This is a genomic window from Taibaiella koreensis (genome assembly GCF_003545715.1).
Lineage (GTDB): Bacteria > Bacteroidota > Bacteroidia > Chitinophagales > Chitinophagaceae > Taibaiella > Taibaiella koreensis.
Map to the genome: position 1 here is coordinate 26727 of NZ_QVNU01000007.1, position 20720 is coordinate 47446.

The 20720-nt window shown below is 51.0% G+C and carries 21 protein-coding genes; 10 read left to right on the top strand and 11 right to left on the bottom strand.

Annotated features, from left to right (window positions below):
- Positions 1 to 37 precede the first annotated feature (37 nt).
- From accB to DZK30_RS20380, 4 genes are all read right to left on the bottom strand, one after another.
- Positions 38 to 523: an acetyl-CoA carboxylase biotin carboxyl carrier protein gene (gene accB / locus DZK30_RS20365; RefSeq protein WP_118976036.1), complete on the bottom strand. Its 486-nt coding sequence runs from the start codon at positions 521 to 523 to the stop codon at positions 38 to 40.
- Positions 524 to 635: 112 nt separating this feature from the next.
- Positions 636 to 1202: an elongation factor P gene (efp, locus tag DZK30_RS20370; protein ID WP_118976037.1), complete on the bottom strand. Its 567-nt coding sequence runs from the start codon at positions 1200 to 1202 to the stop codon at positions 636 to 638.
- A 243-nt stretch (positions 1203 to 1445) separates the two neighbouring features.
- Positions 1446 to 2318, bottom strand: a complete 873-nt coding sequence (locus DZK30_RS20375) for a 2OG-Fe(II) oxygenase (protein WP_118976038.1) — start codon at positions 2316 to 2318, stop codon at positions 1446 to 1448.
- 72 nt (positions 2319 to 2390) lie between these two features.
- Positions 2391 to 4001, bottom strand: a complete 1611-nt coding sequence (locus tag DZK30_RS20380; RefSeq protein ID WP_118976039.1) for a hypothetical protein — start codon at positions 3999 to 4001, stop codon at positions 2391 to 2393.
- Positions 4002 to 4205: 204 nt separating this feature from the next.
- Between DZK30_RS20380 and DZK30_RS20385 the strand changes: the two genes are divergently transcribed.
- A complete protein-coding gene (locus tag DZK30_RS20385) occupies positions 4206 to 4757 on the top strand; it encodes an RNA polymerase sigma factor (RefSeq protein ID WP_118976040.1) in 552 nt (183 codons plus the stop codon).
- A 35-nt stretch (positions 4758 to 4792) separates the two neighbouring features.
- Positions 4793 to 5152 carry a hypothetical protein gene (locus tag DZK30_RS20390; RefSeq protein WP_118976041.1) on the top strand — a complete coding sequence of 120 codons (360 nt, stop codon included), beginning with the start codon at positions 4793 to 4795 and terminating at the stop codon, positions 5150 to 5152.
- A 2-nt stretch (positions 5153 to 5154) separates the two neighbouring features.
- Here the strand turns inward: DZK30_RS20390 and DZK30_RS20395 are convergent, their stop codons facing one another.
- Together DZK30_RS20395 and DZK30_RS20400 are read right to left on the bottom strand one after the other, a co-directional pair.
- Positions 5155 to 5910: a LytR/AlgR family response regulator transcription factor gene (locus DZK30_RS20395; RefSeq protein WP_118976042.1), complete on the bottom strand. Its 756-nt coding sequence runs from the start codon at positions 5908 to 5910 to the stop codon at positions 5155 to 5157.
- 92 nt (positions 5911 to 6002) lie between these two features.
- A complete protein-coding gene (locus DZK30_RS20400; RefSeq protein ID WP_118976043.1) occupies positions 6003 to 8975 on the bottom strand; it encodes a sensor histidine kinase in 2973 nt (990 codons plus the stop codon).
- 250 nt (positions 8976 to 9225) lie between these two features.
- Here DZK30_RS20400 and DZK30_RS20405 point away from each other — a divergent pair, with 250 nt between their 5' ends.
- Positions 9226 to 10935 carry a T9SS type A sorting domain-containing protein gene (locus DZK30_RS20405; protein ID WP_118976044.1) on the top strand — a complete coding sequence of 570 codons (1710 nt, stop codon included), beginning with the start codon at positions 9226 to 9228 and terminating at the stop codon, positions 10933 to 10935.
- Positions 10936 to 11027: 92 nt separating this feature from the next.
- Positions 11028 to 11285 (top strand): class I lanthipeptide, encoded by a 258-nt coding sequence (locus tag DZK30_RS20410; protein WP_162903285.1) that lies wholly within the window; start codon positions 11028 to 11030, stop codon positions 11283 to 11285.
- Positions 11286 to 11398: 113 nt separating this feature from the next.
- On the opposite strand, the gene DZK30_RS20415 is transcribed toward DZK30_RS20410, so the two are convergent.
- The gene (locus DZK30_RS20415) at positions 11399 to 11797 is read right to left on the bottom strand and encodes a single-stranded DNA-binding protein (protein ID WP_118976046.1); all 399 of its coding nucleotides are present in this window, start codon (positions 11795 to 11797) and stop codon (positions 11399 to 11401) included.
- 183 nt (positions 11798 to 11980) lie between these two features.
- Here DZK30_RS20415 and DZK30_RS20420 point away from each other — a divergent pair, with 183 nt between their 5' ends.
- The 6 genes from DZK30_RS20420 (at position 11981) to DZK30_RS20445 (ending at position 16110) form a co-directional block, all read left to right on the top strand.
- Positions 11981 to 12358 carry a DUF2116 family Zn-ribbon domain-containing protein gene (locus tag DZK30_RS20420; RefSeq protein ID WP_118976047.1) on the top strand — a complete coding sequence of 126 codons (378 nt, stop codon included), beginning with the start codon at positions 11981 to 11983 and terminating at the stop codon, positions 12356 to 12358.
- 123 nt (positions 12359 to 12481) lie between these two features.
- A complete protein-coding gene (locus tag DZK30_RS20425) occupies positions 12482 to 13237 on the top strand; it encodes a prolipoprotein diacylglyceryl transferase (protein WP_118976048.1) in 756 nt (251 codons plus the stop codon).
- Positions 13230 to 14636, top strand: coding sequence for a radical SAM protein (locus tag DZK30_RS20430; RefSeq protein ID WP_118976049.1), 1407 nt, complete (start codon positions 13230 to 13232; stop codon positions 14634 to 14636). Before DZK30_RS20425 ends, DZK30_RS20430 begins: the two co-directional genes overlap by 8 nt.
- A 15-nt stretch (positions 14637 to 14651) precedes the next feature.
- Positions 14652 to 14849, top strand: coding sequence for a hypothetical protein (locus DZK30_RS20435; RefSeq protein ID WP_118976050.1), 198 nt, complete (start codon positions 14652 to 14654; stop codon positions 14847 to 14849).
- A gap of 54 nt (positions 14850 to 14903) precedes the next feature.
- A complete protein-coding gene (locus DZK30_RS20440) occupies positions 14904 to 15560 on the top strand; it encodes a hypothetical protein (RefSeq protein ID WP_162903286.1) in 657 nt (218 codons plus the stop codon).
- 52 nt (positions 15561 to 15612) lie between these two features.
- Positions 15613 to 16110 (top strand): nuclear transport factor 2 family protein, encoded by a 498-nt coding sequence (locus DZK30_RS20445; protein WP_118976052.1) that lies wholly within the window; start codon positions 15613 to 15615, stop codon positions 16108 to 16110.
- Positions 16111 to 16127: 17 nt separating this feature from the next.
- Here DZK30_RS20445 and DZK30_RS20450 read toward each other — a convergent pair whose 3' ends face one another.
- The 4 genes from DZK30_RS20450 to paaE form a co-directional block, all read right to left on the bottom strand.
- On the bottom strand, positions 16128 to 18266 hold the full coding sequence (locus DZK30_RS20450; protein ID WP_118976053.1) for an ATP-binding protein: 2139 nt from the start codon (positions 18264 to 18266) through the stop codon (positions 16128 to 16130).
- 150 nt (positions 18267 to 18416) lie between these two features.
- Entirely contained in the window at positions 18417 to 18686 is a 270-nt protein-coding gene (locus tag DZK30_RS20455; protein ID WP_118976054.1) for a hypothetical protein, read from the bottom strand.
- 97 nt (positions 18687 to 18783) lie between these two features.
- The gene (locus tag DZK30_RS20460; RefSeq protein WP_118976055.1) at positions 18784 to 19497 is read right to left on the bottom strand and encodes a LytR/AlgR family response regulator transcription factor; all 714 of its coding nucleotides are present in this window, start codon (positions 19495 to 19497) and stop codon (positions 18784 to 18786) included.
- A gap of 117 nt (positions 19498 to 19614) precedes the next feature.
- Positions 19615 to 20706 carry a 1,2-phenylacetyl-CoA epoxidase subunit PaaE gene (gene paaE, locus DZK30_RS20465; RefSeq protein ID WP_118976056.1) on the bottom strand — a complete coding sequence of 364 codons (1092 nt, stop codon included), beginning with the start codon at positions 20704 to 20706 and terminating at the stop codon, positions 19615 to 19617.
- Positions 20707 to 20720: the final 14 nt, after the last annotated feature.

Here is a 20720-nt window from a genome sequence, read left to right on the forward strand (position 1 = left end):
TTTTCTCATTTTCAAATTTGCTTATCAACACCTCAGGCTAGGGCTCTACCAGGAACAGCGGCTGGTCGTATTCTACCGGTGTCGCGTCGTCGACCAGTACTTTCACGATACGGCCGCTTACTTCGCTCTCGATCTCGTTAAAAAGCTTCATGGCCTCAATGATGCAGATCACCTGGCCCGGCCTGATCTCATCGCCTACATTCACGAAAGCGGGCTTATCGGGACCGGAGCTACGATAGAAAGTGCCGATCATGGGCGATTTGATGGTAACGGTATTGCTGGTTTCGGCAGGCGTGGCTGCTGCCGATGCCTGGGGCGCAATAGCCATGGGCGCAGCCTGGGGCAACGCGGCAGGCATAGCCATAGGTTGGGGCAGCGCCGTAGTCGTTTGCACCGCTACAAATTGGGTCTCGGAAGCCGCCTGTTTGATCGTGATCTCAAAATCACCGTCTTTGATCGATACTTCGCTGATATTGGATTTGTTTACCGCCTTAAGCAGTTCCTGGATCTGTTTGAATTCCATAATTGCTGATTTAATACACTCCGGTTACAAGGAGCGGCCGGAGCTTGCTCTGAATTTGCTTTTAAAAAAATCAGAAGCTGCTCCCGGGAACAGCTTCTGAATGGTATCCTATTTAGCCCTTTACGCGTTCGACATATTCGCCGGTCACGGTATTGATCTTGATCAGTTCGTCGTTATCTACAAACAGCGGCACGTTCACGGAAGCACCTGTTTCCAGCGTTGCCGGTTTCAGGGTGCGGGTAGCGGTATCGCCCTTCAGGCCGGGTTCGGTATAGGTAACACGCAGTACGATGGAGGCCGGAAGCTCCACGCCCATAGGCATTTCCGTTTCGGTATTGATCATCACCGTGCATTCCTGGCCGTCTTTAAACAAGTCGGGCCGGCTCACCATTGTTTCTGCAACGACGATTTGCTCAAAAGTATCGTTGTCCATCAGGTTGAAACCACTGTCGTCTTTATACAGGAATTGGTAGTTGCGGCGCTCTACACGTACGGGGTAAACGGTATCGCCGGAGTTCCAGGTATGCTCGATGCTTCTGTTGTTGTCAACGCCTTTCAGTTTGGCCCATACTTTAGCGGCAGCCCGGGCCGTTTTGTTCTGGCCAAATTCTACTACGCTGTACAATGCTCCGTCCAATTTCAGAATAAGACCGTTGCGGATATCTGCTGTGTTTGCCATGAAAATGTTTTTACCTTCCCTTTAGCCATTTTTTATACTGAAGAAGGATTTGTGATTAATTACTTTAATAAGAACAGGCTGCAAAAGTAAATATTTAGTTCTTTCCCCGAAATTAATAGTAAACTATTTCTGCTTTTTGTGGAAAAAAGATTGGATTTTAATCAAAATAAGGCTTGAAATGGTGCAAAAATTAAAAATCCTGCCATTTTGAGCAGGATTTTTGAGAAAAATGAGAAAGGCAGCCTACTTCTTTTTTTTGCCGCCAAAAATATTGAGGATCTTGCTTACGAAGGCATCATTAATACCCAGCGCCCGCTTGACCCGGGTGTAGCCTGCGACCAGCTTTTTGTCGAGATAAATCAGGATCGATTTGGCGCCATCCTGCGGCCGCGACTTGTAATTGGTCGACCGGAGGGTAGGTTTTACCTCTTCTTCTGTAAAATAATAGAGTGCGATCGATTTCCGGGTCATATCCTCCGGGCAAAGGATAGTGTCGGGTACGCCGTGGTAAGAATCCTCGTCCGTGTTGAAGATCACACACCTGTTGAACAGGGGGGCGATCTTTTGCTGAACGCCCTTCATATTACGGTCCCACAGCTCCAGGTCGCCATTGTATTCCGGCTTCCAGTCCTTATTGAGGTAAATAAGGATATTAACGCGCCTGCGCCAGTTCCGTTTGTGTGGATGCACGGTAAAGTCGGCATGCACATTGAGGAAGCCGTTGCGTTGCGACTGATGCAGCCCGCCGCCTTCCAGCATATCGTCGGGAAGCAGGTTGGGAATACCGGTCAGCTTGCTTAGGTAGGTGACGAATTCCGGTGAGTTCATCTCTTTGATTACTTCCTGGATGAAAGGTGGCAACAGGTCCAGCTTATTGAGGCCGTGTTTCTTTTCGTTGATATGAACATAGTGGATCCAGCCCTCATCTTTTACGGAAGGGAACTCGGCCAATGCGTTTTCTGCCGCCCAGGGTTCCAGGAAGTTTTCCAGCTGGATATGGGGGTAAGGCCCCGCCTGCTGATAGCTGCGGGCGATGCCGGCCAGCTGCTTTTCCCAATGCTCGTAGTCAAAGATTACCTTTTTGTCTTTCTCCGTACCAATCGTCGATGCGCTCATCAGATAAAATGAAATATGGTTAAAGTTGGTGATTTGGCTTGGGGTGAGGCAAAGGTAAATGAAACCCGGGATTTATGGCGCGAGCGAAAATACTTTTAACCCCGGTATCCGGTCCTGGCTCAGGTCGGGTTGTATGCGGCCATCGGCTGTCCGTAGCTGATAGTCGTCGCCATTACCCTCGTAAAAATAAAAATAATAATGAACGCCATAGCGCCGGGCATCGTCCAGCAGCTCCCGGGTACTGGTTGTATTGAGCGGCTGGCAGTACCAGGCATTTTGCGAAAACCAGGAGAGCTGCGACAGGGAAATAGAAGCATCGGCATAGCTGCGGTTACTTACAAAGGCCCCTTGGATCCCCAGGCTTTTCAACTCCTGCGCCATGTGATGTTCGGCGGCGCCTTTTCCCCACATGGTCTTCAGTTCCAGCACGGGATTAACCAGGAAAGACAGGAAAAAAACGGCTGTAAATGCTTTCCCGATCCGGGGAGAAAGTAGCGGAACGAGTTTCTCGCCGGCATAGACGAAGAAGAGGATCGCTGCCGCGGGCATAATGAACCACACGTACCGTCCGCCTTCGAAGGTAAAGGGCCAGAAAGGTAAGGGGTACACGAGGTACACCAGGAGCAGGATTTTCATCGGTGGCCCCAGCTTGCGGAACCAACCCCTGGTGGCCAGCAAGGCCAGGGTGATGAGCCAGGTGAGGAAAAAGAAAGGCGAAATGCGGTTGCTGACGCTTACCCAGCCCAGGGCGTTGTAGCCTATACGGGCCAGTTGCCGCAGCATGGTGCCAGGAGAGTCGTAAAAGCGGACCAGGCGCCCCTGTACCCTATAAGGATCTTCGAAATAAAACAGAGAACCGTCATAGGGTGGGGGAACAACCGTTTTGATCCCCTGTCTGAATTCCTGGGTGCCTACAATGCGCCAGGAGGCGTTGAGCTTTCCGGCGGTAGAGGTGGTCCATATCCCGTATTTTTCATGCAGGAGATAGATCCAGGGTGCGTCGAACGCCAGCATAACACCACCGGCGACGAGGCATATCGCGACCAGCCGTTTCCAGCGGAATGAACCCGGAACCCGGAGCCGTACCGACGCTGCCATAAAGATCATGAGCGGGAAAAAAAAGAAGGAATAGGCCTTGCTGAAATAGGCCAGGGCTCCCAGCACGCCCAGCAGCAGCCATATCCATACTTTTTCGGTAAAATCGTCCCGCAGCAGGAGCAGCAAACCCAGCATCTGGAACAGGAACTGCCAGAAATCGGTGAAGGACTGGAAATAAAGGGCATATAGCCAAAAGCCCGCCGACATGAGCCCAAAGCACCAACGTTCGAAAGGCCGGTCGCGAAAGCGGTTGAACAAACATTGGCTGCTGACCATAAGACCGGCCACCGATACGGTATTGACAATAATGGCACTGGTAAATAGCTCCCAGCCGGTAAGCTTTGCCAATATCGCGGTAAGCCAGCAGCCCATAGGGCTCCAGTAAGCATTGATGGCATGATCGTAGTGACCGGCCACATACTGCTTTGCAATATTGAGATAGCATAGCGCGTCGCTGTCTACGTAATAGCGCATATGTGGCCAGGTGAGCCACACCAGCAGGACAAGCAGCAGCGGGGGTACTACATAAACCGGCCATTGCGGGCCTGGCCGGGATGGCGCCCCGGGTACCTGATAATCGTTCATAGCTTTCTGGCTTCGCTGGTTAAGGATTGGCCGGCCGGGGTTGCGAAGGCTATATTCCGGCCGCCGTAAAATTAAGGGAATAGGCGATAGCACCGCTGCGAACCGGCATGAAAAAGATACTGTGTGGAAATTTCTTAAATTGGCATCTTTGTCTGAGGAAGGAGGCGTATATGCCGTGCAGAAGGCGAATAGAAAAAGAATTCATTGTCCAGGGATAACCAACATATCACCGATGAAGAACTGCTCGCCCGGTTCAGGGCCGATGGCAACAGCGACTGGCTGGGTATTTTGCTGGAGCGCTATACCGTGCTGCTCTTCGGCGTATGTATGAAATACCTGAGACAGCAGGATGCCTCCCGCGATGCCGTTCAGCAGGTTTTTCTGAAAGCCCTGTCGGAAATACCCAAGTATCCGATCGATAATATAGGCGGCTGGTTGTATCAGGTAGCCCGCAATCTGTGTCTTAGCCAATTGCGCGGGCGCAAGGACTATGCCGATGAGGCGCCCCTGCAATTTATAGCGCAGCCGGAAGAAGTGCCCTTATCTTTGCTGATAGAAAAAGAAAAAGATATCGATCGCCTGAAGGCAGAGCTGGCCACCCTCAAAGAGGAGCAAAGGATATGTGTGTCGGCTTTTTATCTTGAAAAGAAAAGCTACCAGCAGATCGCGGGGGAGACCGGATATGATATCAAGCAGGTAAAAAGTCATATTCAGAACGGGAAGAGGAACCTGAGACTGAAAATGGAATCCCGGTGACCCGGAAGCGGGACCAACAATAAATCAATTGTATCGTGCTGAAAAGAAACAGAACAGAAGGATCGCACCACGACAATATAGACGAAGCGCAGTTGCTCGCCTATGTTGAAGGCAGCCTGTCGCCGGAAGAGCAGTTCCGGATTGAAACATTGCTGGAACAGGATCCTTTTCTGAACGATGCAGTAGAAGGACTGGCGGAAATAAAAGATAAAGCGCAGCTGAAAGCCATAGCCGGTCAGATCAATGCGCAGCTACGCAAACAGATACAAAGCCGCAGGAAGCAGCGCCGGCGCCGGCCGAAGCTGGAACACCACTGGGGCTGGCTCTTTGCGCTTATCCTGCTTTTGCTGGTGCTGCTGAGCTGGTGGGTGATAAAGCAGATGCCCGCCCACTAACTTCAGGCGCCAAAAGCCTGTAGCAGCGCAGCCTTCCTGCGGGCCGATACTTCCAGCATTTCTCTTCCCCGGAGTATGACATAGCCACCGCCGCTTTTTCCCTTCTGGTATTCGACTACCTGGTTGGGATTGATCAGGTGCTTGTGGTGGATACGCAGGAAGCCATAGGCCTTCAGCTCCGATTCGTAATCGCCCAGCGGACGGGAAGCCACAATACTACTATGATCGGTAAAGGATAGAATGGTGTAATTGCCAGAGGCCTCGCAACGGACAATATCGTCTACATTCACTACCGAAAAGCCACTTAGGGTCGGTATCCTGACCTTGCGGATATTGAGCTGCCGCTGAAATTGCGTCAGCAAACCGAACATGGCCTCCCGGCTATCTCCCTGGCCGCGGCCGATGGTTTTGCGCACCGCCGCAACGAACTCGTCCCGGTTGACAGGCTTAAGGAGGTAATCCAGCACAGATATTTTAATGGCCTGCAAAGCATAGTGGTCGTATGCGGTAACGAGGATCACATGCGGCGACAGGTCTTTACAGGAGGCCAGCAGGTCGAATGCTGTTCCGTCGGGCATTTCTACATCCAGGAATATCAGGTCGGGCTGTACCGAGCGAATGAGCGCGGTTCCCTGTGCTACATTTTCGGCCACTCCGCAGAGCCTGAGATCGGGAAAATGCTGTTCCAGCAGCAGGCAGATGATATTTCTTCCATCCGCTTCATCGTCGATGACGGCAACTTTATGCAATTGTTCCATAATAATGGTGTTGGGCTATGTATTCAAAACAACAACTTGTAACCGGATGGTGCAAATCTTTTGGGCGAATGGCATATTTTCTTCCACCAAGTTTACGATATGTCCCTTAAAGACTCCTGAAAATACTTCATCCCTACCTTCACTACAGCGCCGGTGCTGCCAGGCTCGCTGTCTTGCCGGTTATAGGCGTGTATGCTTATGTTGAAATTGAACAATTCGTTATAGGAGAGCGCCCGCGTTCCCGAAAGCCTTAAGCCCTGGGCGCCGGGCCTGTTCTGTCCCGAAAAGCCGGCGCCATTGTCCTGTATCGTTACCTGGAGCTGGTTGGCTTTCCTGCAGAAATGTATATCCAGGCTTCCCTTATCACGGCCGGCGATGCCATGCTTCAACGCATTTTCAACATAAGGCTGGACCAGCATGGCCGGCAGCAGCACGGAGCGGTCCACAGCCGGATCTACTGCAATATGGTAGGTCAGCTTGTCTTTGAAACGCAGCTGTTCCAGCTGCAGGTAAAGCGACAAGTAGCTAACTTCTTCATCAAGCCGTATAAAGGTTTGGCGGGAGTATTGCATGGTCATGCGGATGAGGCGGGCAAACAGGTCCAGGTATTGTTGTGCCTGCTCATGTTCCAATTTGTAATTCAGGTACTGGATAGAATTAAGGCAGTTGTAAATGAAGTGGGGGTTGATCTGTGCTTTAATGGCCTCCAGCTCCAGCTCGGCCAGCCGTTTCTTCTCCTGCACTTTTTCCAGCCGGTTGCGTTCCCGGCGAAGTACCCAGTAACGGAATACTAAAAATAAGATCGTTCCAATAACAGCAAAGACTGCGGCAGTAAAGTAGAAGGTCTGCCAGAAGGCCGGCTGTATGTTGATCATAATATCGATCGTCTTCCTGCTCCTGTCGCCCTTGGCATTGAGTGCGTAGGCCTGGAACCGGTATTGGCCGGGCGGCAAATGGGTAAAGCGGACATCCGGGTCGGTGGCGGGCGTCCATTCTTGCTGAAAAGGATACAGGCGGTAGTAATAACGCAGGTTACCCAGGCTTTCATAGGATATCACGCTCAGGTTAAATAACAGGTCCCGCTGCAGGTGATCCAGGACGATCCTGTCTGTGGGTTTCCGGAAGCTTAGCTTATTTGTTTGTAAGGTGTTGAGATAGATCTCCGGCGCAGCCATGGTGTACCGCAGGCTATCCCTGAGCGGCACCACGCCCATGCCGTCGGCAGTAGCGATATAAGCGGTATCCCTGCTGACAAATACGGCATTCACATTGTTGGAGGGCAGGCCGTCGTAGAAGGTATAATTCTGGGATGATAGCAGGTTGCCCTTCTTCCCGAAAATAAAACGCCATACGCCATTGTCTGAGGCCACCCAGTAAATACTATCGTTTTGCCGGTAGATATCCCGGATCTGTTCGGGCTGTCCACCGGCTGTTTGTACCGGTAATACTTGCCCCCCGGATGTATAGCGGTACAAACCACGGGCATTGGTGCCTACCAGCAGGCTTCCGTCGGCCATTACCTGCAAATCAGAAATAGAGCTCTCCTTCAGCACAGGATGGTCTGCCCTTCCGATGGGGCCGCCGAGGCCCTGCATGATATATAGTCCGCCGGATGTGCCCACCATGATACTGTCTCCGCCAAGTAAAGCTACAGCCGTACACCGGCGCCGGAGAAGGCTCCTTGCTTTGTTGCCATTGGAAAGCGAGGGGCAGTATTGCAGGTTGTAAGAGGTGGCTATGAGCAGGCCTTTGTTCTTGTAAAGGCAAATGTCTTTGACATGGCCGTAGATCCCCAGGTAACTAAGCGCCACCTTTGCCGGGTCAAAAAGAGCCACATTGGCGGCACACAACAGGTATCGTCCATCCCCGGTGGGCAGTATCTTGCGTAGACCCTGGTCGAAAGAATGAATCAGCCGGATGCGGTGCTTTTCTCCTGCATTGATGTAGTCCAGTTCCGGGCTATTGATATAGCCGATCAGCAGCCGGCCCTGCTGATCGCCCGAAACAGCCCTTGGCGTTTCCTGACGGCGTGGGAAAGCCTTTGTCAGCAGGGCATTCTGAAAGTGTTTTTGCGATAAAAAATACAAGGTATTGTTACGGGAGGTCATCCACAGATTATTGTTCCGGTCGATAAAAAGTGTATTCAGCGCCATGGGCTGCATGAACTGGAAGAAATCCCGTGAAGTGCCCCGCTCTATATCGCCGTAATAGGCGATCCCGCCTTTCCCATAGAATTTTATCCAGAGCCGTCCCTGGTTGTCGGTCAAGACGCGAAACTCGGGAGAGGTTCCCGGGGACAGCTGCAGGATGCGAACCGGATTTACCGTGCTATCGCCTTCAACATAGCGGTATGCCACTACTTCCCGGCTGCGTATTCTATGGATAAAGATATAGGTGGCGCTGCAATCTGCGTCGATCAACTGGGTTTGGTTATCGTGCAGCAACTTTCTTTTTGTAGCACCGTCATAAAGGCATTGGATGGAGCGGGAGGCCAGGGTATAGCAAACTATTTCTTTTCCTCTGAGACCGATGATCCGGTTGTTGAAAATATAATGGAGGCTGAAGTTGGGCTCAGAAAGATGAAATACACTGACGCTGTCACCGCAAAAGCGATGCAGCACTTCTATGCTTGAATTATTGGATAGCCACCTGCTGCCTGTTACGGGGTCACGCGTGAAGGAATTGAGCTCGCGCAGGGCCGTGTCCATCAGGCGAGGGTCTTCCCGGGCCGTAATCAACTTACCTTTTTCCAGCAAGCGGGTAGCATGGTTGGCCGGAACAAGGAGAATACGGTCTTTACCAATAGGGCTGCAGGAAATGATATCGACATCGGGAGAATGCCTGAGCTCCTGCAATACGCCGAATTTTTTTCCATCAAAGCGCATGCCGCCATTGTCGGTACCGATCCACAAAAAACCCTCGGCATCCTGGTCCAGCAGATAGCCTGTAGAGGCAGTATAGCCATCAAATTGTGTATACCGCCGCATACCAGGCAACTGGGCATGGGCTTTAAGGCAGCTGCCATAAAGCAGCAATAAAAAGCATAGCTTAAAGCTAATGCGCATAGCCAGACTGTTTTGAAATCCGTAAGGTGTTGGTGATCCTAAAGATAAATCTTTTCGGTTTGTGCACGGCCCCCGGAATGGCTAACAGGCTATTGCCGGAGCGGTACACTTATTGCTATAAGACGACACTTAATCATTAATGGTTGGCTAGGTGGCGCATTGTATATTACCTTGATGGTCAACATCATTCCTTTAACCTAACTTCAAAATTTTGGCCACATTTAGACAGGCATAAACGTGGCTCCTGTTCATGAGAAAGTGTAGCGTAATCCTATTCGTCCTCCTCTTGTCCGTTATGTCAGGTAATGCCCAGAACCTCATGCGGCATTTTTACAACAGTACCTCGGTTATCCGGTACGAGCCGGCGATCAATCAGTATATTCTTTCGGGGAACATCGCTCCTCCCTTGCTTTCGGGTATGGATAACAGCGGACCGGGTGGCCCCTTGTCCCGTATCCAGCTACAGCTGCTCGACGATCAGCTGAATACTTTGTGGCTGAAAACCTACGCTACACAAACGGAAGTGAGCCACGCCATGAGCGTACAGGGAAGCTGCCGTAAGCTGACCAATGCTTTCTATACCGCCGGCGCAATAAGGACGGCAGATGGGGGCTACCTGATCTGCGGTACCAGTGTGCAGAGTAGTGAGATCAGCGGCTGCACGGGAATACCGTATTATAGTCAGCCCTTTTTGCTGAAAACGAATAGCACGGGAGCTGTTATATGGTATAAGCGTTACGATGTGGAGGGCGGCTTTAGCGCCATGGTAGAAGACAGGGCCACCGGACGGTTGATCGCGTGCGGCAGTATGAACGGTTTTTATTCCGATGGATTGATCGTGTGTACGGATGCGGGAGGTAATGTGCTCTGGAGCCGGGGCGACAAGGTAACAGATCCTTATCCCGGCGCTAACCTTAGTACCAGCTATGCCCGAATCATTCCCTTTACTACCGCAAGCGGCCAGTTTTGCTATGCCCTGGCTGGCAATGCCGACCAAAAAGGCATGGGCATTGACGGTGGCATCCTCATTACCCTGGTCGATGCCAATGGGGCTTTCTATCATGATGCCATGTTGCACCAGGGCGCTTTTCATATGTTTCCAAACTGCTTTGATGTCGCCGATGCCGGCGGCGGAAAGCTGGTATTGACCGGCTCATCCATCGATGCTTCCGGTGGTTTCCCATGCGGTAGCGATCTCAATTCCGCGTTGATTATGGTCAAGCTGGATCCCATGACATTCGTGGTCGATTTTTTCAAACAGTATAATAAGATAGCCGGTACCTATTCCTATGGCCAGGGGCTCAATGTATGGCGTCGCGGGCCGCTTACCCGTTATTGCATATCGGGTTCTAATAGCGGTACTGCCATTTACCTGGAAACCGATGACAACGGCAACTTGTTGCGTTATACGCCGCACAACCCCTCCGATGCTTCCAAAGGCGGTCTTATGACGATCAATACTTTGGGTAATTATCCGGTGTATTCCGGCTCTTACCCCGGAGGTACCTATGTTGTTCGTAATAATTATGGCTTTGATTGTGCCGGGGATGTTATGGTATCTGTAGCCAATCTGCCTTCTGTAAATGCGCCATCGGATCATTATATCATTTCCGTACCTGCCATTGAAGAAGTAATGCTCAGCTATTCTTTCCCCTATAGCGAATCCAATGCCTGCGGTGTTCTTAAGCCTGCCCCCACAGATATAGCTATGTTACCGGGAGAACAGGCCGTTTCGCTTTTCCCTAACCCGGCGCAAAGCGCGTTGCATATACAAACCGGCAACGATTATATGCCGGCCGAAGCTGCTGTCTACGATCTTACCGGCCGTGAAGTGCTGCGGCAAGCGGTCTCCGGAACATCGTTCAGCCTGCCGGTTGCTTCTCTGTTGCCCGGCGTATACGGTATACGGATAACCGACCGGAACGGCAAGGTGCAGCTTGCCCGTTTTGTAAAAGAATAATGGCCGCTAACCGGTAGCCGGAATATAAAAAAAATCGCCGAACAACCACCCCAAGGCGCGACAGGGGAGGATCTTCAATCAAAATGCCTTTTATGAAAAAGAAAGTAGTGAGCCTGAGCAAGCTTAGCCTGAACAAGGAAACGATCGGATCATTATCTGCCGATAAAGTTATCGGTGGCATTTCGGAGCTTGCCAGCTGTATCTGCACCGCAATACAAGAGCAGGCCAGCTGCGGGATTCCGTGTAGCAGAATTACCTGTGGCCGGGAGGCTACTCAATGTACACCCTGTCAGAGCGGCGGCTGTCCTTCGCTGGATACACACTGTGCCGGCTGCGGTATCGGCGGGTGATGATTTATCCTGGTTCGGAAAAAATTTCGGGACCGGAACCATCTCCATCGCATCTCATAATAAACATATCAACAGCTCCGTTTCCAGGAGCTGTTGATGTTATAGGGATTTGCTCAAAACGGCAATCCGTCATCTTCAGGCCCGGCCGTTTCGGCTACCAGGCTTGTCTGTTCCTGTTGTTTTTTATCCAGGAGTACCATGCTTACGGCCCTCACTTCGGTAATGTATTTTTTGGCTCCGGTGCTATCGGTATAAGAGCGGTTGACCAGCTTGCCTTCCAGCATCACATAGCTGCCTTTATGGAATTGCTGCTCGGCACGTTCGGCCAGCTTCTCCCATGCGTTGACGCTATGCCACATGGTTTCCTCTTTCCACTCGCCGGCTGCGGTACGGTAGCTTTCGTTGGTGGCCATACGCAGGCGGGCTACTTTAGCGCCGTTTTCCAGTGTTTTCATTTCGGGGGCTGCGCCCAGGTGTCCAATCAGTTGAACTCGGTTTCTTAAAGTGCTCATAACATGAAAATTTAAAAAATGAAAAATGGATTTTGCTATTTTGTAACGGCGCTATCTTCTTCCGATCGACGCCAAGGCAAAGATGGGGGCGACCAGAAGCCGTAGCCGGTTTTTAACCATTTATGAGCGGATGTAACTGCTTGTTGTCGTTTGAAAACGGAAATTTTTTCCTAACTTCAGACAATGGAAACGATGCCCCGCTTGTGTCTCACCTGTGGCAAGCCGCTGCGTGGACGCCTCGACAAAAAATTTTGCGACGATGCCTGCCGGAATACGTACAACAACCAGCAGAATAGCGATCAGAACAATTATGTGCGTAATGTGAACCATATTCTGCGCAAGAACCGCCGTTTGCTGGAGGAACAAATACCCGAAGGGGAGGAGATGAAAAAGGTATTGTGGGAAAAGCTGGCCCAGGCCGGGTTCAATTTTAAATACCATACCCACCAATACCAGAACCAGAAAGGGCAAACCTACCATTTCAGCTACGAGTACGGCTACCTGCCGCTGGATGGCGGGGAATGGCTGCTGGTGGTCAAGCGGAAAACAGAAGGCGTTTAGAGATATAACAATGAAAGGTGAGCCGGACGGTTTGGCCATTGGCTTACAGAAGATGCCGTTTAAAGAAAGCCATTGACGTTAAAATGTTATCTTTATTTCTAACTATAAAAGAATATCCGGCTATTGACTTTTCCTGTATATATCCATTTGGGCGGGGAGCAGGTGTTGCTGCATGCTGTTACTGAAGTGTTGAGCTTTTTTATCGCGTTCCGGTATTATTTGTACCTGAAGCGGCGGCAGGGAGATGAGATAGGCAAGGAAAACCGCTTGTGGATTATATTGGGTGCAGCATCCGGCGCGCTGATCGGTTCACGGCTGTTAGGCGGTCTGGAAAATCCCCCCGGGCTCATGCACAGCGGACATCCCTGGCGCTACTTTTACGAGAACAAGACGGTGGTGGGTGGATTCCTGGGAGGACTTTGGGGCGTGGAACTTGTAAAGCGGTGCATAGGCGAACGGCGCAGCAGTGGGGATCTGTTCACCTATCCTATGTTGCTGGGCCTTATCCTGGGACGTATCGGCTGCTTCAGTATGGGTATTTATGAAGAAACCTATGGTCTGCCCACGTCCTGGATTACCGGTATGTATCTCGGTGACGGCTTGCTCCGGCATCCGGTGAGCCTTTACGAGATAGGTTTTCTGGTGCTGCTATGGATAAGCCTGGCACTGCTGGAAAAAAAATATGGTCTGGCCACCGGCGCACGATTCAAGCTTTTTATGATCAGCTATCTTTTGTTCCGGTTCCTGCTGGATTTTGTAAAGCCGCATTATACTTTCTTTTTTGGCCTTTCAAGCATTCAGCTGGCTTGCCTGGTTGGCTTGCTTTATTATTACCGTTATCTTTATCAGCCGAAGCGCCTGTTGAAAATTTATGCCTGAACGCCCTTATACCTATTACGACTTTACACTGAGCATCTGCAGCACTTGCCTCCGCCGGGTGGATGCCAAAATTGTATTTGAAGACGGGCGGGTAATGATGCTGAAGCATTGTCCGCAGCACGGATTCGAAAAGGTGCTGATCGCTACAGATATTGCTTATTATAAAAATATCCGGAATTACAATAAGCCTTCGGAAACCCCTTTAAAATTCAATACCGAAACGCGGTATGGCTGTCCCTATGATTGTGGCCTGTGCCAGGATCATGAGCAACATAGTTGCCTCACCCTGGTCGAGATCACAGACCGCTGCAATCTGACCTGTCCTACCTGTTACGCCATGAGCAGCCCGCACTACGGAAGACACCGTACCCTGGCCGAAGTGGAAAGTATGCTCGACCGCATCGTAGAAAATGAAGGTGAGCCCGACGTAGTGCAGATCAGCGGGGGCGAGCCTACATTGCATCCCGATTTTTTTGAAATATTGGATAAGGCAAAAGCCCGGCCGATCAAGCATCTCATGGTTAATACCAATGGCATCCGGATTGCCCGTGACTTTGCGTTTGCACAGCGGCTGGCAAGCTATATGCCCGACTTTGAGCTCTATCTTCAGTTCGATTCTTTCCGGCCGGATGCGCTCGAGAAACTGCGGGGTAAAGATCTTACCGATGTACGGAAAAAGGCGCTGGAGCATCTGAATGCACTTAACCTGTCGACGACGCTGGTGGTTACCGTACAAATGGGTGTTAATGATGATGAACTCGGCGCGATCATCGACTTTGCGCTGCAGCAGCGATGTGTGCGTGGGGTAACGTTCCAGCCGGTGCAGGTAGCAGGTCGCAACGAGAACTTTGATCCTGCACTGCATCGCATTACCCTTACGGATGTACGGAGGAAGATACTGGAGCAGACTTCCGTGTTCCAACCCAATGACCTGATTCCTGTGCCTTGCAACCCGGACGCGCTGGCTATGGGCTATGCGCTCAAACTATCGGATCAGGTTTTCCCGTTGACGCGGTACATTGACCCGGCGCTGTTGCTGGACAACAGCCGCAATACGATCGTATACGAGCAGGACGAAGTCCTGAAAGAAAGGATGCTGGATATTTTCAGTACCGGCATTTCGGTCGACAGGGTAGAAGAAAACATGAAGCAGTTGCTTTGCTGCCTGCCGCAGGTTCAGGCCCCGGGCCTTACTTACGACAACCTGTTCCGTATCATAATCATGCGATTCATAGATGCCTATGATTTCGATGTGAGGGCGATCAAGAAAAGTTGTGTGCACATCGTACACAAAGATGGCCGTATTATACCTTTTGAGACGATGAATCTGTTTTACCGGGACGATAAAGAGTATTATCTCAAGACCCTGCAGCAGGAGCGGCTCAGCCCTGTTCTGTAAATCCTTATTTTAGCTATGATCCTGCTCTCTTTGCTGCTCATATTGCTTTTTGCACCTTTTGTGCTGCTGCTGACGGGGTTCATCCTGGCGCTCATTCCGGAGTCAAGGAAGCGTGGTAAAATAATGCTGCTCACCGGCGGCATATGGCTGGTGGTTGAGCTGCTTATCGGATTCTCGATTTGCTCCAACATGCATTTCGGTGGCGGTCATTGATGGCGCCGGCCTGGTCTGCTACAGCAGCATCCCCATAACAAGATTAATGAGGCTATGAATGCAATAATAACCGTAGAGGATCTATTGAACCTTATACTGGACTACAATTACTTATGGTGTTTGCCGGATAGAAGACATTCCCGGCCGGCGATGGCGAGGCAGGCACGGATCGGGGCCCTACAGGCAGCTTTCGGATTGACCAAAAAGCAGATCAATCCGGCGGTTCAGATCGTCTATTCCTTTGGAGGGGGTAAACAGGACAGGGCTGGTCGCCTGAGTCAGCTTTCTGATCTCCAGTATCTGCTGCACGGGGAATTCCTGCACGATCGTGAGGAAAGCGCCAATGCGGCGCTCCATGCAAAAATCAAGGAAAAAATAACGGAACTGGAACCGGAGCTAATGGCCGATATCCGCGAAAAGCCGGCTGACATCGCCTGGCTGTTCAATCACTTGCTTCGCTTCAGGCAGGAGGTATTTAAATTAACCTATCCCAACGCGGGTATGCTGGAAGGTTTTTCGGCAGGCCTGCATTACAGCTATTACCTGCAACGCCAATTGAAAGAAGTTATCGCCGGCAACCTTTCTGAAATAGATGAAACACTCTGTCTCATTCTCGATCCCGCCAAACGGACATTCAGCCGGGAGGAGATCGGCTATCCTGATACCGACCTGGATCGGATCGACCTGGAATGGCGCATAGAAAGCGATTAGCTTACCGGAAATAAGCCCGGCCCTAACGGGTGGGCCAGACAAATACAAACCGATGACCCTAAAACTGATGATCTGCCGGATAGCCGGCCTGCTGCTGTTGCCGGCCTGCTTCCAGGCCTGTACCGCTTGCCGCCCGGTAGCAAAGGCCTATAAGCCGGTATCGGAAACCCTGTACCGCGAGATCGCCCGCGAGGATAGCCTTATGTTCGCTGCTTTTAACCGGCACGACCTGGCCGGGCTTATGTCCTTCTTTACAGAAGACCTAGAGTTTTACCACGACAAGGGTGGTCTATCGGGCTATGAGCAGACAAAGCAAGGCTTTGAACGCCTGTTTCAGCAAAATGCCACTACCGGTCTGAGGAGAGAATTGATCCCGGGCAGCCTGGAAGTGTACCCGGTCAAAGATTATGGGGCGATTGCAGAAAGCCGGCATCGCTTTTGCCACCTTGAACAAGGAAAGCAGGACTGCGGTACCTTTAAGAATACAATGGTATGGCGCAGGACCGGTCAAGGCTGGAAAGTGAGCCGTGTGCTCAGCTACGACCATTGATGCCCGTCCTTATGAAGCTATGAAGGTCGCTCCCATGCAAGCTTTGCGGTAATATATCCCGGTTGCGCTTCTGTAAAGCTGAGCCGGATACCGATACGCCCGGCCAGGTCGTGGGCGATCTGTAATCCCAGGCCATAATTGCTGCTGCTGACCGACTCCCGCTGCAACAGCTCGTTCAGTGCCGCCGCGCTCATGCCAGAAGTAGAAGGATTGGAGATCCATACCTCGTTATCCTGTACATTCAGGGTAATGGTTCCGGCCTCGCGGCTGTACCGCACGGCATTTTGCAGCAGGTTACGCAGGATAATGCTCACAAAATTCTCATCGGTTACCGAAAAGAACGATTCCGGTATCTGGTTATCGATGTGCAATGATTTTTCTTCCGCCTGCCCGCGTAGCAGGCCCAGCTCTCTTTCTGCCAGCTCCTTTATGGCCACCGCGTGGTATTCGGGTGTAAAATTCTCCATCTGGCTTTTGCTCCATAAGAGCAAGTCTTCCATGGTATTGAGGAGGTTGGCAGTAGTTTGCGTGAACTTTTCATGGTATTCCGAACGCGCGTTATCGTTGAACAGGTCGGGATTTTCTTTTTGCAGGCGCAGGAACTGGGCGATCTTGCTTACCGGCGAGCGCAGGTCATGGCTGAAGATACCAAACAGCCTGGCCTTGCTTTCATTGGCCAGGGCCAGCCGCACATTGAGCTGGTCCAGCTCCCTGTTCCGCTCGTTCAGTATCTTGTTCAGCTTTTCTTTATTACGGTAAATGCGGAACAGCAGCAGCGAAATGATGCCGAGTGCCACCAGCCCGGCGATCAGCAACAGCCGCAGCCGGCTTGCGTTAGCCAGCTCCAGTGCCCTCAACTGGTTTTCACTGCTGAGCGAGCTGATCTGCTTTTCCTTTTCCCTGGAGCGGTATTGTACATCCAGGTCGGCAAAGTACCGGTTCATATTGGCTTTGGTAAAAGTATCTTTCTCCCGGTCGTACAGGTCGTAATAGTCCATGGCTTTGCGCAGGTTGCCTTTGGCTTTGTAAGACTGGGCAATCAGGTAAAGGTCTTCGAGGTAATTGCCTTTGTGCACATTTTTATTAATGGCCATGGCTTGTTCCAGCAAGACAATGGCTTCGTCGTAAGCGCCGGTATGGTATTTATAGATACCCTTAATATTCTGTACCTGGTGGATGAGAAAGGGCGCCTTACTGGCATCGGCCAGCGCTGTGGCTTTATCGATATAGACCTGGGCCTGTGTAAAATCGCCCTTTTTGGTATAAAACTGGCCCAACGCTATATTGGAGATCACATATTCGGAGTTGATACCCTTACCGGGTCGCGGCAGCTCCTCAAGCAGGTGATAATAATGCAATGCGGAGTCGATATTGGCGATGGGTGTGGTGGTATAGACATCCACATAAGCTGAATAATAACGCAGTGTAAGCGAAGCAGCGCTATGCAGGTAGTTGCCGCCCTCTTTCAGCGCCTGCAGCGCTTTGTCGTACAGCTCTGTATTGGCATACACCTTATACAACATGTAGTTCTGGACGGCATAATCCATGCGATGCCGGTTATCTGCCGAGGTATCCATGAGGCGGCGGATGATCTCCAGGCTGCGCAGATAATAGCTTTGAGCAGTCGCGTAGTAGGACTTCAGGTAATAATAAGTGGCCAGCCCATAATAGCATTTGGCCAGCGCTGTCTGTTCCCTTGAAGTATCTGCGAACACCTTCAGCTCATCTGCTATGGAGTCGGCTGCCGCCGCTTGCTGGCTTTGCATATACAAGGGGATAAGATTGCTCCTGCTCCAGGCGATGAGCAAGCTGTTACGGGCGGGGACGCTTTCTTTAACCGATAGCTTCATGAAAATAAGCGCGCTGTCGAAGCTCGCAAGTGAATAATAACCTATGCCGGCTACCAGAGCAAAATGAGCGCGGCGCAGGTAATCGTCTTTCCGGGCCATAGCGATGCCTTTCCGGCTACAGGCGATCGCCTGTGGAAAATCAACGCCTTTGGCTGCATCGCTACCTATTTGAATATTGCAATAAGCCTTGAGGCTATCCATACGGACGGTATAATCCTTTATGCGATCGAAATCGGGGATAGCGGACTGTTGGGCGAAAAGTGGCTGAAGTTGGCAAAGCAGCAGCAGGATAAAGATATATCTCATCAGAAGAGGGATTGCATATGCGGGAAGCAAAACGTATTCACTGATGTTTGGTCTGGTCTAATGTAGTACTAAGGTAATATTTAAATTATGGATATGCTAATGTCAAAAGGCCTGCATGCAGATGCAGGCCTTTTGAATACAGGTCATAGTTTACCTGATATTAAATGACCTGCTGTCTCTTTCTGTTCCATTCTCATAAATGGCACAGGTATAGGTGCCTGGCATTAAGCCGCTTGATGGGAAGGTGAGCACACCTTGTTCCGCAGGAGCGATATGCTCAAAGGTTTTTACGGTTTTCCCGCTGCTGTAGCTCACTTTTACCGATACTTCGTTGCGGGAGTCGGAGCTGTACACAATGGTCACTTCCTTGTCGTCGGCGGTAACGCCCACCAGGATGATAATGTATTCTTCTGTTTTCATATGAGGGGGTTTAAAGGATAATTGCAGAGCGCAAAAATAATCGTTAGGTATATTGGTAGGGAATAATGTTTGTTAAATATTCTTAATGTTATCGGGCTTAACTTATTCTTGTTCCTACGGCCGACTTGAACGATTTGCCCACAGGCAGCTCTACGCCCTGCACCATTACCTTGCCGGTACCTATCGACTCCACTTTGCGCTGGTTGACGGCATAGCTACGATGGATGCGCATGAATTGATCTCCGGGCAATTGCAGCAACAGGCTGCTGAGGGTTTCCAGCACCAGCAGGCTTTGGCCCGAAATGGTCCTGATCTTGGTATAGTCCTTCATGGACTCCAGGTAAAGAATATCGCTATGGTGCAGGCGGTGCTTCTCGTAGCCCTGTTTGACCAGGATGTAACCGTTTTCTTCGGGTTGCGCCACAGCCATAGCCCGCTGCCGCAGGCGGAAAAATTCCTGTATGCGGCTGATACATTTTTCAAACCGCTCGGCCGATAAGGGTTTCAGGATATAATCGAATACCTCCAGGTCATAGCTCTCAAGAGCAAATTCGGGATGAGAGGTGATAAAGACAGGTATGGGCACCGTTCCGTAGAGGGTGCGCATCATCTCCATACCGTCCATGTCGGGCATCTCGATGTCGGAAAAAACAATATCGGGCTTGAGATGGCGAATGTATTCGAGCGCTTCCCGGCCATTCCTGCAGGTGCCTACCCGTTGCAGGCAGGCATACTTGGTAGCCTCGCTGATGAGGGTCAGGCGGTCCAGCTCGTCGTCGTCGACAACCAGATAAGTGAACGCATCAGGCATAGGCAGGGTTATTGTATTATTGGCGATATGAATATAAGCATTTTCCGGCAGAATATGTGTTAAATAAAAATGCAGCGCCTGGGAAGCACTGCATCGTATTCATTCTGCTTCGATTTTTTATTTGATATCAAAATCTACTACTACCTTTTCGGTACGGGGATGCGATTGGCAGGTGAGGATAAAGTTGGCAGCCAGTTCGTCCGGCTCCAGCGCATAATTGACTTCCATATCCACCTCGCCCGAAACCAGCTTGGCCTTGCAGGTGCTGCATACGCCGCCTTTGCAGGCATAAGGCAGGTCGGCGCCCTGGCGTAAGGCCTCGTCGAGTATATTATTGCCGCCATAAGCCAGGTCCATTTCGAAGGCCGCACCATCGAGCCGTACGGTTACCCGGCTCATCTTGCTGTGATCGATCTGTTGCTGCTTCTCTTCCCAGTCCTTGTGTACAGCCCTGGGCTGGTCGGGGGAGGAGAAAAGCTCGAAATGCACCTTCTGCGCCGGCATCTTTCTTTCCTCGATAAAATAATCGCGCAATCCCAGGATCATATCTTCAGGTCCGCAAATGAAGATCTCGTCGATCTGCTCCAGGTCGATCAGCCGTTCGCAGAACATTTTTGCTTTCTCCGTATTGATGCGGCCATTGAACAAAGGCGTGTCCATGGTTTCACGGGTAAACACATGGTATATCCGCAACCGCTCCATATACTTGTTCTTCAGGGCTTCGATGCCTTCTTTGAAAATAATGGAACCCCTGTTCTTATTGCCATAAACAAGCGTGAACTCGCTTTCCGGTTCCTGCTGCAATACGGTTTTCATGATCCCGATCACCGGCGTAATGCCACTGCCCGCCGCAAAAGCCAGGTATTTCTTTGCCGTTTTTTCATTGCTCCTCGGCGTGAATTTACCGAGTGGGGGCATCACCTCCAGCGTATCGCCGGCTTTCAGCCCTTCATTTACGAAACCGCTGAACTTGCCCTGGTCCACTTTTTTGACCGCCACCCGCAGCTCGTCGCCGGGTGCAGAACAGATGGAGTAGGAGCGACGTACTTCCACGCCGTCGATATTGGTGCGGAGCGTAAGGTACTGGCCGGGTAAAAAATGAAAGGTTTCTTTCAGGCTTTCCGGAATATCAAAGGACACGGATACACATTCGGCCGTTTCCGGGCGCACTTCTTTGATCCTGAGCAAATGAAAATGGGGCGTAGACATATTGGGCGCAAAAG